Annotated in this window: 13 protein-coding genes; 11 read left to right on the plus strand and 2 right to left on the minus strand. The window is 72.1% G+C overall.

Translation table 11 applies throughout. From position 1 onward, the window contains the following. The first annotated feature begins 176 nt into the window (after positions 1–176). A complete protein-coding gene (locus tag AB0E78_RS12530) occupies positions 177–851 on the plus strand; it encodes an HD domain-containing protein (protein ID WP_361831196.1) in 675 nt (224 codons plus the stop codon). Between the two features lie 56 nt (positions 852–907). Continuing rightward, positions 908–1,642, plus strand: a complete 735-nt coding sequence (locus AB0E78_RS12535) for a Clp protease N-terminal domain-containing protein (protein ID WP_361831199.1) — start codon at positions 908–910, stop codon at positions 1,640–1,642. Here the strand turns inward: AB0E78_RS12535 and AB0E78_RS12540 are convergent. Next, on the minus strand, positions 1,629–2,768 hold the full coding sequence (locus AB0E78_RS12540) for a 2-oxoglutarate and iron-dependent oxygenase domain-containing protein (protein WP_361831202.1): 1,140 nt from the start codon (positions 2,766–2,768) through the stop codon (positions 1,629–1,631). The genes AB0E78_RS12535 and AB0E78_RS12540 overlap by 14 nt on opposite strands. Positions 2,769–2,893: 125 nt before the next feature. Then, the gene (locus tag AB0E78_RS12545; RefSeq protein ID WP_361831752.1) at positions 2,894–3,784 is read right to left on the minus strand and encodes a (2Fe-2S)-binding protein; all 891 of its coding nucleotides are present in this window, start codon (positions 3,782–3,784) and stop codon (positions 2,894–2,896) included. A gap of 200 nt (positions 3,785–3,984) precedes the next feature. Between AB0E78_RS12545 and AB0E78_RS12550 the strand changes: the two genes are divergently transcribed. From AB0E78_RS12550 to AB0E78_RS12590, 9 genes are all read left to right on the plus strand, one after another. After that, complete coding sequence (locus AB0E78_RS12550; RefSeq protein ID WP_361831205.1) at positions 3,985–5,004, plus strand: iron chelate uptake ABC transporter family permease subunit; 1,020 nt, start codon at positions 3,985–3,987, stop codon at positions 5,002–5,004. Then, the gene (locus AB0E78_RS12555; protein WP_361831208.1) at positions 5,001–6,056 is read left to right on the plus strand and encodes an iron ABC transporter permease; all 1,056 of its coding nucleotides are present in this window, start codon (positions 5,001–5,003) and stop codon (positions 6,054–6,056) included. Before AB0E78_RS12550 ends, AB0E78_RS12555 begins: the two co-directional genes overlap by 4 nt. Beyond that, positions 6,053–6,958 carry an ABC transporter ATP-binding protein gene (locus AB0E78_RS12560; protein ID WP_361831211.1) on the plus strand — a complete coding sequence of 302 codons (906 nt, stop codon included), beginning with the start codon at positions 6,053–6,055 and terminating at the stop codon, positions 6,956–6,958. Before AB0E78_RS12555 ends, AB0E78_RS12560 begins: the two co-directional genes overlap by 4 nt. A gap of 79 nt (positions 6,959–7,037) precedes the next feature. Continuing rightward, positions 7,038–8,042 carry an iron-siderophore ABC transporter substrate-binding protein gene (locus AB0E78_RS12565; protein ID WP_361831214.1) on the plus strand — a complete coding sequence of 335 codons (1,005 nt, stop codon included), beginning with the start codon at positions 7,038–7,040 and terminating at the stop codon, positions 8,040–8,042. A gap of 100 nt (positions 8,043–8,142) precedes the next feature. Then, positions 8,143–9,393, plus strand: a complete 1,251-nt coding sequence (locus AB0E78_RS12570) for an ATP-grasp domain-containing protein (protein ID WP_361831217.1) — start codon at positions 8,143–8,145, stop codon at positions 9,391–9,393. Further along, on the plus strand, positions 9,390–11,513 hold the full coding sequence (locus tag AB0E78_RS12575) for an IucA/IucC family protein (RefSeq protein ID WP_361831220.1): 2,124 nt from the start codon (positions 9,390–9,392) through the stop codon (positions 11,511–11,513). Before AB0E78_RS12570 ends, AB0E78_RS12575 begins: the two co-directional genes overlap by 4 nt. A gap of 47 nt (positions 11,514–11,560) precedes the next feature. Continuing rightward, the gene (locus AB0E78_RS12580) at positions 11,561–12,754 is read left to right on the plus strand and encodes an MFS transporter (RefSeq protein WP_361831754.1); all 1,194 of its coding nucleotides are present in this window, start codon (positions 11,561–11,563) and stop codon (positions 12,752–12,754) included. Then, on the plus strand, positions 12,754–14,592 hold the full coding sequence (locus AB0E78_RS12585; RefSeq protein WP_361831223.1) for an IucA/IucC family protein: 1,839 nt from the start codon (positions 12,754–12,756) through the stop codon (positions 14,590–14,592). Before AB0E78_RS12580 ends, AB0E78_RS12585 begins: the two co-directional genes overlap by 1 nt. After that, positions 14,589–15,791, plus strand: coding sequence for a type III PLP-dependent enzyme (locus AB0E78_RS12590; RefSeq protein WP_361831226.1), 1,203 nt, complete (start codon positions 14,589–14,591; stop codon positions 15,789–15,791). The genes AB0E78_RS12585 and AB0E78_RS12590 overlap by 4 nt, the downstream gene beginning before the upstream one ends. The last annotated feature ends 41 nt before the right edge of the window (positions 15,792–15,832 follow it).

Below are 15,832 nucleotides of genomic sequence, written 5' to 3' on the forward strand. Positions count from 1 at the left end.
GGTCCACGGTAGCGGCAGGGCATGTCCAGATGTGTGGGGTACGTGTCCACAGGGACATGGCCGTGGAGGGCGTACGACGAGCAGGCTGGTCCTAGGAGCCGCCGGGAAGCACGCCACCCGAGGCCGACCAAGACGACCACGACTGCGACCACGACCGCGACAACGGGAGTCCCGCCATGACTGATCACGCATCCCCCGCCCCCACCTCTTCCTCTTCCTCTTCCGCGGCCGGAGTCGCCGTACCGGACACCAAGCTGGCCGCCGCCGCCACCGAGCTGGTGCGGGACACGACGAGCGAGCTGATCTACCACCACTCCCGGCGCGTCTTCTGGTTCGGCAGCCTGCAAGGCGCCCGGCGGGGGCTGAGCTTCGATCCCGAGCTGCTCTACATCGGCGCGATGTTCCACGACCTGGGCCTGGGTGAGCGATTCCGGGACAGCGGGCGCCGCTTCGAGGTGGACAGCGCCGATGAGGCCCGCAGCTTTCTGCACGGTCACGGCGTCCCGGAGGACAGCGTGCGCCGGGTGTGGACCGCCATCGCCCTGCACACCACCCCGGGCATCCCCGAGTTCATGGAGCCGGAGGTCGCCCTGGTCACCGCCGGGGTGGAGTACGACGTCCTGGGCATCGGCTATGACGATCTGACCGCCGAGGACCGCGCCGAGATCACCGCGCTGCATCCGCGCCCCGACTTCAAACGGCGGATCCTGGAGGCGTTCACCGAGGGCATCGCCCCCAAGCCGGAGACCACCTTCGGCAACGTGAAGGCCGACGTTCTCGAACACTTCGTCCCCGGCTACACCCGCGGCGACTTCGTCGAGGTCATCCAGAACTCCCCCTGGGCGGAGTAGACAAGGGTGTCAACCCAGGGTTGACACCCTCTCGACTGTCAACCTACCGTTGACACATGACGCAGCCCGCACACCCCATTCGCCTGGACGACCTGATCCAGGCCATCAAGGCGGCCCATCCCGAAGCGGCCCTCGACCAGCTGTCCGACGCCGTGATCGCCGCCGATCACCTCGGGGACGTCGCCGACCATCTGATCGGCCACTTCGTGGACCAGGCGCGCCGCTCGGGCGCCTCCTGGACGGACATCGGCAAGAGCATGGGAGTCACCCGGCAGGCGGCCCAGAAGCGGTTCGTGCCCAAGGACCCCGGCGAGATGTCGGACCTCGATCCCCGGCAGGGCTTCAGCCGGTTCACCTCCCGGGCGAAGAACGTGGTGATGGCCTCGCAGGAGGAGGCCCGCGCCGCGGGGAACGACGAGATCGGCGCCGGCCATCTGACGCTCGCCCTCCTGACCGAGCCGGACGCCCTCGCCGCGAAGGCCCTTGTCGCACAGGGGGGTTCACTCGACGCGATCCGCGAGGGCGTCACCGAAGGGCTGCCGCCCGCGGTCGCCGAGGTGCCCGACCTCATCCCGTACGACGCCGGGGCGAAGAAGGTCCTTGAGCTCACCTACCGCGAGGCACTGCGGCTCGGGCACAACTACATCGGGACCGAGCACATCCTGCTCTCCCTCCTGGAGACGGAGGGCGGCACCGGCGCGCTCGCCGGGCTCGGCATCGACAAGTCGGCCGCCGAAGCGCACATCACCGAGGCCCTGGCGGCGATCCGCGCGCCCCTCAACGAGGCGTGACCGAACCGGGCCCGGCCGCGGAGCCACCCGCTCCAAGCCCCCGCCCCGCTGCCGCGCGCACCCGCGCCGCCTCCCGGACGGCTGCCGCGTTCGCCTTGCCCTGCCGGGATCCCGCGAGCTTCGCCTTGATGTGGTCGCGCACCAGGATCGGTTCGTAGGCCAGTGCGTCGGAGGCATCGAGATGGCTCGGCAGCGTGGAGATGACCGCGTCCACATTGCCGTCGTGGAAGTAGGCGGCGGACCGGCGCCGGACGATCCCGCCGTCCACGATCGGCGGCTTGACGCGGTGCAGGGTGGACAGCCAGCGGTCGTTCGTGAGCCGGGCGGTCAGGTCGCCGAGGTTGACCAGGAGCGCGCCGTCGACCGGGGAGACGTCGTGCCAGGACCCGTCGGTGCCGAGCACCTGCAGTCCGGCCACCTGGTCCGCCCACAACACGGTGACCAGGCCGAAGTCGGTGTGCTCGCCCATCCCCGTCAGGTCACCGTCGAGGGTGACGGCGCCTTCGGGCAGGGCGTAGTTGTTCATGCGCAGTACGTCGATGGAGTGGTCGGTCAGCGACGCGAAGAAGTCGGACGGCTCACCCAGCGCGTCCGCGAAAATGCGGGTCAGGGTGCGGGCCACACGTCCGGCCTGGGCGAAGTAGCTCAGCACGGCCGGTTCGAAGCCGTCGACCTGCGTGGGCCAGACGTTGAGTCCGTAGTCGTCCTCGGAGAGATCGAGGCCGGGGAACGAGCGGGCTTCGGTGCCGATGTTGAACGCCTCGAAGAAGTCGTTCATGCGACCGGCCGACTCCACGCCGAGGCTCAGGCTGAGGGATTCGCTCTTGGGCGGGCTGTAGCCGCGGTTCGCACCGGTCACCCGGTAGCTCTTCCTCCCCTCCAGGGGCAGGCCGAAGAAGCCGTCCATGGCGGCGGTCAGACCGTCCACCGTCTCGTCGGGAATGCCGTGGCCGAGGATCTGGACGAAGCCGACGCGGGTGCAGGCGTCGTCCATCTGCCGTGCCACGCTTGCTCGTTGAGACGCGGGGCCGTCGTCGACGTACGGCGTGATGTCGATGACGGGAACCTCGAAGGGCGGGGGCGGCGGCCCGGCCGGCACCTGCGGTTCGGTCGCGGAGGGGGACATCGGCGTCTCCTGGCGTGAGCGAGGGCCTGGGCCCGATTCCCTGTCACGATCTCACTGCCGCGATCTCACCGCACGGATTCCTGCGACACATCGGTTCAGCGGACGATTTCGGACAGTACAGCAGCTCAGTGCCCGGCCTCCGATGGCACGTCGGCCGAGGTGATGTCCGCCTCCAGCCTTCGCAGCCGTTCCGCGTCGCAGACGCGCGGGCAGGTGCCGCACGCCTCGGCGGCCTGGATCGTGTAGTAGAGGCAGCAGCCGAGGCGGGTGCGGGTCGGGTGCCGTTCGCCGTCACGGGTCGTCAGGTGGCGGAAGGCCGCGCCGCCGGGGAAGGGCTCGACGGGGCCGGGGAGCAGGGCGTCCACCGCGCGCAGGGCCTCGTCCTCCTGGCCGAGCATGCGGCCCAGGTACCAGATCCCGGAGATGAGGTCGTCCCCCGCCATCCCCCACAACGCCCGCTGCCCGCGCCGCAGTCGGGGCCCGATGGCCGTGAGCAGCGGACGCATGTGCGCGACGATCGCGGCGCGGAGTTCGGCGCGCAGCGACTCCTCGTCGGCGAGGACCCGCGTTCCGGGGAGCCCGGCCGCCGGGTCGTCCGGCAAGCTGGCGAAGGAGCCGGGGACGATCTCGAAGGCGCCGGTCTCCAGGTGGACGCGCACGTCCTCGGGGCGGATCCGCGGCACGCGCCGCTCCAGATGCCAGGCGCCGCTCATCAGCAGCGAGACCGACCAGAGGTAGCCGTGCAGGGCGCGCGACGCGGCGACGTCCGGGCGCGGGGTGTGGTCGTGGCCGGCGCGGATGCGTGCGGCCTCCGCCTCGACGAAGGCGTCGAGAGCACCTTGATGTGACGTCAGTTCGGCGCCGGTGACCCACCCCTGGCCCGCGGGCGAGTCAGGTTGCGCCACCGTGACGGCGAGCGACTCGCAGTGCGTGGCGAGCCGCCGGTACGTCTCGGCGAGCAGGGCGGCGGGGCTCAGGGCGGTGGCGTTCGACGCCAGGTCCGGGGCCACGGTCAGCGGCACTCGTACTCCTTGGAAGGCAGGTCCATCGGGCGTCCGACGGCGGACCCGTCCACCGTGAACTAGGTAAGGCTTACCTTATTTCTCTTCAACTTGCCGCATCGCGAACGGCGCGCCGCGAACATCTGCATCCCGAGTGATCCGCCCCTCACAGCGAGTTGACATCATTAGGTATACCTAACCTAAACTCTCGCCCCGTGTCCAAGATCGCTCGGGCCGTCCCGCAAGGCAGCCTCTCCGCGCGGCGGATTCCTCTACTCCTCGCCGGAATCGGCGCGTTGGCCGTGTGCGCCGCGCTGAGCCTGGCCCTGGGATCGCGTCCAGTGCCGCTCTCCACGGTGGCCGAAGCGCTCTTCGGCGACGCCCACGGGCGGGACGCGATCGTCGTCACCGGTCTGCGCCTTCCGCGTACCGTCGTCGCGCTCGCCGTGGGCGCCGCCCTCGGCGTGGCCGGAGCCGTCGCCCAGGGCATCACGCGCAATCCGCTCGCCTCGCCGACCACGCTCGGCATCAACGCGGGCGCCGGGTTCGCGGTCGTGGTCGCGATCTACGCCCTGCATCTCACGCGGCCCGTCGAGTACTTGTGGTTCGCCTTCCTCGGTGCCGCGGCGGCCGGGATGCTCGCCCAGCTCCTCGCCCGGCGCGCGGGTGACCTCGATCCGGTGCGGCTCGCGCTCGGCGGCGTCGTCCTCCAGATGGTGCTGCTCTCCTGGACCCAGGCCGTGATGCTGGCCAGCGAACGCACCCTGGACGAGGCGCGCTTCTGGCTTGCCGGTTCGCTGTCCGGCCGCACGCTGGACGCGCTCTGGCCGGTCCTGCCCACCCTCGTCATCGGCCTGGTCATGGCCCTCGCGATCTCGCCCGCGCTCAACGCCCTCGCCCTGGGTGACGATTCGGCGCAGGCACTCGGCGTGCCGGTGGCCAGGATCCGCGTGACCGGGGGCATCGCGGTCGTCCTGCTGGCGGGCTCGGCGGTGGCGGTCGCCGGGCCCGTCGCGTTCATCGGGCTCGCCGCCCCGCACCTGGTGCGGCTCGCGGTCGGCTCCGACCACCGGCTGCTCGTGCCGGGCTGCCTGATCGCCGGGCCACTGCTGCTCCTGGCCGCCGATGTCCTCGGGCGCGTCGTCGTGCGCCCCTCCGAGCTGGAGGTGGGCATCGTCAGCGCCTTCCTCGGCGCGCCGCTGCTCGCGGTCCTGGCCCGGAAGGTGGCGCGATGACCGTCTTCGCCGTACGGGAGGACGCGGCCACCCCCACCGGGCCACGGGTCCGGCAGTCGCGCCGCCTCGCACTGCTCGGCATCTGCGGTGTCGCCATCCTCTTCGCCCTCGTCACGCTGGCCCTGACGACGGGCCAGCTGCCGCTGTCCGCGTCCGTCGCGCTACGCGGCCTGGTCGGCCTCGGTGACCCGGCGGACGTCATGGTGGTGCGGGACTTCCGGGCGCCCCGGGTGATCGCCGCGGTCGTCGCCGGAGTCGGGCTCGGGGTCGCGGGGTCACTGTTGCAGCGGGTGTTCCGCAATCCGCTGGCCTCGCCGGACGTGATGGGCGTGACCGGCGGTGCCTCCTTCGGAGCTGTCGTCCTGCTCGCCACGGGGGCTTCCCAGACGCTGATCCCGCTGGCCGCGCTGGGCGGCGGTCTCCTGGCCGCGCTGCTGCTCGGGGTGTTCGGCTGGCGCTCGGGGCTCACGGTCACCCGGCTCGTTCTCGTCGGGCTCGCGGTCCAGGCGGGCCTCGCCGCCGCCGTGAACCTCATGGTCGTACGCTTCCCCGCCGAACTCGCGGGCTCCGCGCTGCAATGGACCACCGGATCGCTCTACGGGCGGACGTGGACCGAGGTGTGGGCCGCCGGAGGGGCGGTGGTCCTCGCGCTCATGGCCGCGTTCGCGCTCCAGCGGCGCCTCGCCGTGCTGGATTTGGGCGACGAGTCGGCGGGCGGCCTCGGCCTGAACCCGTCGGCCGCGCGCCTCCAACTCCTCGTCACCGCCATCGTGCTGGCCTCGCTCGCCGCCGCGCTCACCGGGCCCGTCGCGTTCGTGGCGCTCGCCGTACCGCATCTGGTGCGGTTCGTCGCGGGCCCGCCGACACCGGGGACGCTGGCGCTCACCGGCCTGGCGGGCGCGGTGCTGCTGCTCGCGTCCGACCTGGTGGTGCAGCATCTGCTCCCGGTGTCCGGGCTTCCCGTCGGGGTGGTCACCGCGACGCTCGGCGCTCCCTGGCTCCTCGTCCTGATGATCCGACAGAGCAGGCCCGTCAACCGGAGTGCCGCATGAGCCCCACGCAGCCGTCATCCACGCGGTCGTCCAAGCGGTCGTCCGAGCAGTCGTCCGCGGGGACGTCCGCACCGGCGTCCCCCGCCAATCAACTCTCGACGCACGGGCTGGACCTGCGGTACGGCGACAAGGTGGTGGTCGGCGGCCTCGACGTGACCCTGCCCGGCGGCGCTGTCACCGCCATCGTCGGCCCGAACGCCTGCGGCAAGTCCACCCTGCTGCGCGGCCTGACCCGGCTGCTCACACCGGCGGGCGGAACTGTCGCCCTGGACGGCGCGGACATCCACCGGATGTCGGCGCGGGCCCTGGCCCGGCGGATGGGTCTCCTGCCGCAGCAGCCGGTGACGCCCGAGGCCATCACGGTCGAAGCCCTCGTACGCCTCGGCCGCTACCCCCATCAGACCTTCCTCAGCCCCTGGTCCAAGGCCGACCAGGCGGCGGTGGACGAGGCGCTGGAGCGCACCGGCACCACGGAACTGCGCGAGCGGAGCGTGGACCAGCTCTCCGGCGGCCAGCGTCAGCGTGCCTGGATCGCCCTCGCGCTGGCCCAGGACACCGAACTGCTGCTTCTGGACGAGCCGACCACCTTCCTGGACCTGCGCCACCAGCTCGACGTGCTCGACCTCGTCGCCGATCTGCACGCCGAGGCGGGTCGCACCGTGGTGATGGTGCTGCACGACCTCGGGCAGGCCGCCCGGTACGCGGACCACCTGGTCGTCCTCAAGGACGGCCGGCTCGCCGCCGCCGGGGCGCCCGCCGACGTACTCGACGCCCAGCTCGTCAAGGACGTGTTCGACGTCGACTGCCGGGTCGTCCCCGACCCGGAGACCGGCACCCCCCTGGTCGTACCGAAGGGCAGAGCCGCCCGCCGCGCCACGGACGATCCGGCCGTCCCCGCCTGACCGTCACCGGCAGGCATCGGTACCCACCGTGCCGCCCCGCCTCCCCACCATCCGCTCACAGCAAGGGAACCCAGGCCTCATGACCACCAGCAGCCTTCCGCGCAGGCTCAGTGCCGTCCTGCTCACCGTCGTCCTCGGCACCGGCGCGCTCGCCGCGTGCGGTGACTCCGAGGGGGACGACAAGGGCAAGGCGGGCTCCGCCGCCGACACCGGTTTCCCGCGCACCGTCAAGCACGCCATGGGCAGCACCGAGATCCCCGCACGGCCGCGGAAGGTCGTCGTCCTGGACACCGGAGAGTTGGACGACGTCACGCTGCTCGGCGTCAAGCCGGTCGGCGCGGTCTCCCCGCACTTCAAGACCGCGGGCGGCTTCCCCTCGTACCTCAAGGGCAAGATCGGCGGGGTGAAGGACGTCGGCCCGATGGAGGAGCCGAACCTGGAGCTGATCGCCTCCCTCAAGCCCGATCTGATCCTGTCCTCCAAGGTCCGGCACGAGAAGGTCTACGACAAGCTCAAGGGCATCGCGCCGACCGTCTTCACCGAGACCACGGGCGGCCCCTGGAAGGCGAACCTGAAGGTCCACGCCAAGGCCCTCGGCATGGAGAGCCAGGCGGACACGGCGCTCAAGAACTACGAGACGCGCGCCAAGGCCCTGGGCGATTCCATCAAGGCGAAGTACGACGGAAAGACTCCGTCGGCCTCGGTCGTCCGCTTTATCGCGGGCCCGACGCGGCTCTACCAGAAGTCCGCCTACAGCGGCGTCGTCCTCGACGACATCGGCCTCAAGCGCCCTGCCTCGCAGAACTCGTCCGACCCCGAGAAGACGATGCTGGACGTCAGCCCCGAGCAGATCGACAAGGCCGACGCCGACCTCATCTTCGTGACGGCCGCCGACGCCCCCGACAAGACCCAGCAGAAGGACGTCACGTCCAACCCGGTCTGGAAGGACCTGACGGCCGTCAAGAAGGACAAGGTCTTCACGGTCCCGGACGAGACGTGGATGTCGGGCATCGGGGTCCAGGCCGCGGAGCACGTCCTTGAGGACGTGGCCAAGGCGACGGACGTCGAGCTCCCGGCCAAGTAGCCACCCGCCTTCGGGGGCGGGCCTTTCCGTCGCGTTGTGGCCCGCCCCTCCCCCTCTCCCCCACACGCACCTCCGCTCGCACCCGGAAGTGGACTCGCACATGCGGCTGTACGTCCTTGCCCGCAACCCCACCGACTCGGTCACCGAGGGCTTTCTGCCCGCCGCGCGCAGGCTCGGCCTCGACGTCACGCTCCTCACCGACCAGCCGGAGGCGCACCGTCGCCAGGAGAGCCTGGATTCCACGGACCCCACGGCGCACCCGGAGACCCTGGGAACTCCAGAAACCCTGGAAACCCTGGAGATCCTTGAGTGCGACGTACGCGATTTCCGTGCCGTCATCAGCCGGATCTCCGCCCACCGCTCCCCCGACGCGATCTTCACCAACAGCGACCACCTGCAGACCCAGGCCGCCCTGGCCGCCGAGTACTTCGGGCTGCCCGGCAAGGACTGGCGGGCAGCGCTGCGCACCAAGGACAAGGCGCAGATGCGGCGCCATCTCGCGGCCACCGGCGCTGACGCGGTCTGGTCGGCGGAGCTCTCCGCCGGCCAGGATCCGACCGAACTCACGGCTCTCGAGGTGCCGTTCCCATGCGTGGTCAAACCGCGGGAGGGCGTGGCGAGCGAGGACGTGGTGCTCGTCGACGGGCCGGGGCAGCTGGTGCGGCGGTGCGCGGAGATACAGGCGCGGCGGCCCGGGGCGGCGCTGGTCGTCGAGGAGTACCTCGCCGGGGAGTTGTGCACCCTGGAGACCCTCGGTGACGGCCGTGTGCGGCACGTGCTCGGCGGCTTCCGTACGGAGGTGTCGCCGCCGCCGTACTTCATCGAGGAGCGGATGACGTTCGTCCCGGCGCATCCGGATCCGGTGGTGACCCAGGTCCTGGCCCAACTGGACGCGCTGGGTGTGGGGTTCGGAGCGTGCCACACGGAGTTCGTGGTGGCGGAGGGGCGGGCCCGGCTCATCGAGGTCAACTACCGGGCCATCGGCGACCAGTGCGACCTGCTCCTCGCCCAGCTCCTGGACATACCGTTCTTCGAGCACATCCTCCGTACGCATCTGGGCGAGCCGCTCCCCTCGGACCTCGGCGCGCGGACGGACGGCCGGGCACGGCTCGACTATCCGTGCGCGCGGAGCGCGGGAACGCTGACGGCCGCGCCGCGCGCGACCGAAGTGACGGTGGGCGGCGTGCGGCTCACCTACCGCCCCCTGCGCGAGATCGGCGAACACCACGAACTCCACGGCACGAACCGCGACTTCCTCGGTGTGGTCCGCGCCACGGGCACCGACCAGACAGCCGTGGACCGAGCCGTGGCGGACTTCCTCACCGAGCACCACTGGGAGATCACCCCGTGAGGCCTTCACCCACGGCCGAGGCCAAAGCCACGAGCATCGAGGGTGAGCTCCTGTTACGCGTCCTGAGCGCGCTCCTGCGCGAGGACGTGGTGGGATGGCGCACCCAAAGCGAGGCGGTGCGACTGCCGGACGGCTTGTGGCTGAGGCTGCCTGTGGCACCGGGGCGGGTAGCGTCCGGGGAAGGGGCTGCCGCCGGGATCCCCGCGCCACGGCTCGGTGCGGACGCCGGTGCGAGCGACGAAGGCAGCCTGCCGCGTACGTCCGGCGAAGCCTCCACGCAAGAAGAAGCTGCCTCCAGCAACGCCGTCCGCCAGCCCGGCGCCGACGCGAGCGGGAGCCAAGGGGGCAAGCAACCTGCGCGGACTCCTGAGGGCGCGACGCCCCGCGGCTCCGCGGAGAAGGGCGCCGCCGTATCCGGGGCTCTCATGCCGGAGCAGACCGCCTCCAGCGGTCCGCCGCGTGGTGGCGGCGCGGAAGCCGGGGCCGTTGCCAGGTCCGGCCGTGCCGTGTGCGAGCCCGGCGGTGATGCCTTGCTCATGCCCGTGCGTGCGGACGGTTATCAAGCCGCGTACACCGCACGGCTTCCCCTCCTCCGGCGCGAGTCCGATGGGACTGAGCTTCGTGACGCGGGCAGTGTGCTGGCCGCCCTGCGTGGGCTCGCCGACCCCGTCGACCGGGGTGGGTTCGATGCCTTCGCCGTGGAGTGTGCGCAGGCGCTCGACGCCATGCGGCTGCACGACAGGACGCGGGGTGAGGTGGATGCTCTCCTCAGCGAGCGGTACGGGGAGGATCCCGCGACGTGGAGCGGGCTCGCGGGCGGCCTCGGCTTCGACACGCTCGCCGCGCGCGCGGATCATCCCGTGTATCCGACCTCGCGCGGCCGTTCCGGGCTCTCCGTGACTCAACTGCGGGCGTACGCACCCGAGTTCCACCCCACCTTCGCCCTGCGGTGGCTCGCCCTGCCCCGCGATGCCGTCACGGTCGGCGGCGGCTCCACCGCCTGGCTGTCCCCGCGTGCCGCGGGCGTTCCCGAGCTCGACAAAAGCCATCTCCTTCTCCCCGTACACCCCTTGACCGCGGACGGCCCCCTGCGGGACGCGCTGCGGGCAGCGGGGCTCCACGAGCGGGCCCGGCTCATCACCGGGCCCGGACCCGACGTCGTACCGACCCTGTCGATGCGTACCGTCGCCCTCGCCTCCGACCCCGCCCAGCACCTCAAGCTCCCGCTTGCCACCGCCACGCTCGGCCTGCGCAATCGGCGCACCATCAAATCGGGCACCCTTATCGACGGCGCGGCGGGCCAGCGCCTCGTCGAAGCCGTCATCGGCCGCGAGCCCCGGTTCCGGGGTGTCGTCCTGCACGCGGACGAGACCCGCTTCGCCCACGCCGGGCACGAGCTCCTCGCCGCGCTCCTGCGCCGCTACCCCGCCGGTCTCGACGATGCCGTCGTCGTGCCGATGGCGGCCCTCATGTGCCCGTCACCCGGCGGTGACAGGCTGCTGATCGACCACCTCGCCGACCGCTTCTACGGTGGTGACCCGCTCGCCCTCCTCGACGCCACGCTCACCCTCCTCTTCGACTGGCAGACCACCCTCTTCGCCTACGGGGTCGCTCTCGAATCGCACCAGCAGAACATCTCGCTGGTTCTTGAGGACGGGGGCCGAGCGGCACGGCTTCGGCTTCTCTTCAAGGACAACGACGGGCCCCGCATCAACCTCGCCCGGCTGCGTGACGCGATGGGGCAACAGGCGCCTTCACCCGACGAGTTCGACGACTCCCGGATCTTCGTCGACGGGGATCGACCCGTCCTCGACCTCTTCACCACCATCACCCTCCACCTCTGCGCGGGCTCCTACGCCTTCGGGCTCGCCCGGCACGGCCACGCACCGCTGGAGCGGCTGCTCCGGCTCGTGCGCGAGAGGCTCGCCGAGGCCGTGGAGCGGCTCGCGCCGGAGCCAGGCGCTCTCCTGCGGGCGCACGTCCTGGACGCGGCGGAGCTGCCCGTGAAGGCGATGGTCACCGCGGGGACCCTGCTCTCCAAGGAGCGCTCCGGGGCCGCCGACATCAACAAGCACTACACGACAGGGCCCAACTACCTGCGAATGACGTGGAGTTCATGATGGCGGTCACCGCATCGTCGGCGCACGTGCTTACGGAGGAGCCGACCATGGGCGCGGGACTCGGCCGACGCCAGGTGCACGCCGTCGCCGCCTGCTACTTCGTCGCGTCGTTCGCCGCCCTCGGTCTTCCCCCGTATCTCACCCAGATCCTCCCGGAGTTGGGGGACGCGAGCGCCCGCTGGGCCGGGCTGCTGTACGTCGTCCCGACCGTGTTCGGCGCGCTCGGCGCACCCCTGTGGGGACGCGCCGCCGACCGCTTCGGACGAAAACGGCTGCTACTGCGGGCGCAACTCGGCCTCGCTGTCTCCTTCTTGCTCGCCGGGTGGGCCGAGTCGTTCGCCGCGTTCGTCACGGCCCTGGTGCTGCAGGGTGTGCTGGGCGGTACGTTCGCCGCGTCCAACGGATACCTGGCCGCCGCGCTCACCGGTTCGGGCCTCTCCAGGGCGCTCACCTTGATGCAGGGTGCCGCGCGGGCGGCGCTCGTCCTGGCGCCGATCGTCGTCGGATCGCTGTCCCCCTGGGTCTCGCCGCACCGCCAGTACGCCCTGCTCGCCGTCCTGCCCCTGGCCGCTGCCGCGATGCTCGCCGCCCTCCCGGAGCCCACGGCGGAACGGCCGGACCCCACCGGCACCCCCGACGCGGCCGATGCGCCCCAGACCTCCGCACCGCTCGCCCCTCTCAAGGCGCTCTACGCCTTCGAGTTCGCCTTCGTCTTCTCCACCGTCATCTCCTTCCCGTACCTGATCGCGCTCGTCGAGGACCGAATACCCGGCCTCTCGCCGGTCGTGTCCGGCGCGCTGTTCGCTCTGCCGCACCTGTGCTACCTCCTCTTCGCGCTGCGGGTGCACCAGGTCGTCGAGCGCCGCCCCATGCAGGGGATCGCCGCCGGGTTCGGCCTGGTCGCGCTCGGTCTCGCCGGGCACGGCGCCGCCGATTCGCTCGCCGCCTTCACCGGCGTGCGGCTGCTCCTCGGCGCGGGCCTCACGCTCGGCCTGGTCAGCCTGTCCGTGCTGGCCGCCGAGTGCGCCCACGGCCGACCGCCCGGCGGGATGTTCGGCACGCTCGAGCTCGTCTCCAAAGGGGGCGCGGTCGCCGCCGGTCTCGCGGCGGCGGCCGGCAACAGCCTGCTCGGCCTGTCCGCGCCCCTCCTGACCGGCACCGCGATCGCCCTGGTCGCCCTGGCCGCCGCCACTCTTCCCGCCCTGTTCCGCCGCTCGCCCCGCATCCGCTGGAGCCGTTGATGTCCTTGCCGACCGGCACGTTCACCGCCCCGTCCGCAACGCCCGCCCAGTCCGCCGCCCTCGTCACCGGCGCCCCCGTCGCCGGGGCCGCGCCCACTCGCCTGCCCAGCGCCGACCACGCGGTGACGCACACCCTCCTCAACTGTCTGCTGCGCGAGGTCTCGGGTCCCGAGCACCAGACCGCCGTCGTCGACGGCGACCTCCTGCTCCGGCTGCCGCGCCGCGGGGTCCTCCTGCGGGTCGCGCTGCGCCGCGCCTCCCTCCTCGGCGCCCACCGCTTCACCGGCCCGGTGACCGAACAGCGGGACGGCAGCTGGGTGGAGGTGGGGTGGCCGCGACTCGCCGAGTACACGCATGCCGAACTCTCGCTGCGTACCGGCGTGCGCAACGAGGAGTTCCTGGAGCAGATCGCCTCCAGCCATGAGGGCGTCAGCGCCGCGATCGCCGCCGTCCGTTCGGCGCTCTCCACGGAGCAGGCCCTCAAGGGGGCGGCGACGGCCCCGGAGTGGCTCGCGGACTACCTCGCCTCCGAGCAGTCCCTGCTGTTCGGCCACCGCTTCCACCCCACTCCCAAGGCACGCGGCGGCGACCTCGCCGACTGGTCCGCGTACGCCCCCGAGACCGCGGCGGCCTTCCCGCTGCGCCATCTCGCCGTACGTGATCACCTCATCGCGGAGGAGTCAGCGCGGCCGGGCGCCACGGACCCTCTCGACCGCCTCGGGACGGTGCCGGACGGCTACCGGTTGCTGCCGGTGCACCCCTGGCAGTACGACCTGCTGCGGGAGCACCCGGGGCTGTCTGCCGCCCTGGACCGCGAGGACGTCATCGACCTGGGGCCCGGCGGCTCGCCCTTCGCGGCCACCGCCTCCGTGCGCACGCTGTACGACGGTGACACCTTCCTGAAGTTCAGCCTGAACGTCCGCATCACCAACTGCCTGCGCAAGAACGCCAGTTACGAACTGTCGGGTGCCGTCGCACTCACCCGCACGCTCGAAGGCGCGCTGGACGACCTGGCGGCCCGCTTCCCGGGCAGCGCCGTGCTCCGCGAGCCCGCCTACCGCAGCCTGGCGCTGGCGGGGCCCGACGGGCGTCCCGACCTCGCCCTCCTGGAGGGCTTCGGCGTCATCGTCCGCGAGGGCCTGGCCGGACGGCTCCTGCCCGGCACGACACCGCTGCTCGCCGCCGCCGTCGCGGACGAGTACCCGACGGGGCCCGGTCACATTTCCCGCCTCCTCGACGGCGCGGGTCCGGAGCGGGCACTGGACTGGTGGCGGACGTATCTCCGGCTCCTGCTGCCGCCGGTGTTCGCCGCGTACTTCGACCACGGCCTGGTGCTCGAACCGCATCTGCAGAACGTCCTCGTCTGTGTCGACGACGACGGCATGCCCGCGCAGGTGCTGTTCCGCGACCTGGAGGGCACCAAGCTGATCCCCGAGCGGCACGCGGAGACCCTGGCGGGGCTCCCGCCCGAGGTCGCGGGGCCGTTGACGTACGACGCGCAACGGGGCTGGGACCGCGTCGTCTACTGCCTCCTGGTGAACCACGTCGCCGAGCTGCTCGCCGCACTCGCCGACCTGCACCCGCACACCGAACCCGCGCTCTGGTCCCAAGTCCGCGCCACCGTGCAGGAGTTCGCCGACACGCACGGCTGCGCGCCCCGGCTCAGCGCCCTGCTCGCCGGAGTACCGCTGCCCGCCAAGGCCAATCTCCTGACCCGCTGGGAGCGCAAGGCCGACCGGGACGCGGGGTACGTCCGTCTCACCTCACCCTTTCCGCTCGCCGAGCACGTACGGGATCTGGGTGCCCGCACCGACGCACCTTGGAGCGCCGCAGGATGACCGCCCCCACCCCCGCCGTACGTGACCGTGCCCTCGGCCTCGCCACGGAGGAACTGCCCGCCTATCTGTACGACCTGTCGGCGCTGGACGCCCATGCGGCCGCGGTGCGCGCCGCGCTCCCCCGGCAGGTGGAGGCCTACTACGCCGCCAAGGCCAATCCGGAGCCGGAGATCCTGACCGCGCTCGGCCCGCACGTCGACGGCTACGAGGTCTCGTCGGGCGGCGAACTCGCCCATGTCGCCAAGGCGGTGGCGGGGCGCCCGCTGGCCTTCGGCGGCCCCGGCAAGACTCCGGACGAGATCGCGGCCGCCCTCGAGCTCGGCGTGGATCGCTTCCACGTCGAGAGCGGCTACGAGCTGCGGATGCTGGCCTCGATCGCCGCCCGCGTCGTCCCGCAGACCCGCGTCGGCGTTCTGCTCCGGTTCAATCTCGACCTCAACGCCGACTCGTTGGCGGGCAGTTCTCTCGCGATGGGCGGGCGCCCCACTCCCTTCGGTCTCGACCCGGCCGGCGCCGACTCGGTGATCGCCCCGCTCGCCGACGGCAGCCTCCCCCAGCTGCATCTGCTCGGCGTGCATGCCCATCTGGCCAGCGGACTCGACGCGCCGCGGCAGCTCGCGGTCGCCGAGTCCATCGTGACGTGGTCGCAGGAGCTCGCCCGGCGGCACGGCTTCGGGCTGGCGGAAGTCAACGTCGGTGGCGGCATGAGCGTGGACTACGCCGACCCGGACGCGCTCTTCGACTGGGCCGCCTACGGCACCGGCCTCGCCCGGCTCTGCGCGGCGCACCCAGGGCTGACGCTCCGCATCGAGCCGGGGCGAGCGCTGACCGCGTACTGCGGCTGGTACGCCACCGAGGTCCTGGACGTGAAGGAGAGCCACGGCGAGGAGTTCGCGGTGGTGCGCGGCGGCACCCATCATCTGCGCACCCCGGCGGCCAAGGGCCACGACCAGCCCTGCACCGTGCTCCCGGCGCGCGAGCCGTGGCCGCGTCCCTGGCCCCGGTCCGAGGCGCGGCGGGACCGGGTGACGTTCGCGGGGCAGTTGTGTACCCCGAAGGACGTGCTGGCCCGGCAGGTTCCGGTGGCGGGGCTGCGGGCCGGGGACCGGGTGGTGTTCGCGATGGCGGGTGCGTACGCGTGGAACATCTCGCACCACGACTTCCTCATGCACCCCAGGCCTGGCTTCCACTTCCTCTGAGCGCCCGTGCCCCTGAGCGCCCGTGCCCCTCGGACCGCCCG

Origin of the sequence: Streptomyces sp. NPDC032198 (assembly GCF_040636975.1) — a bacterium.
Classification (GTDB): domain Bacteria; phylum Actinomycetota; class Actinomycetes; order Streptomycetales; family Streptomycetaceae; genus Streptomyces.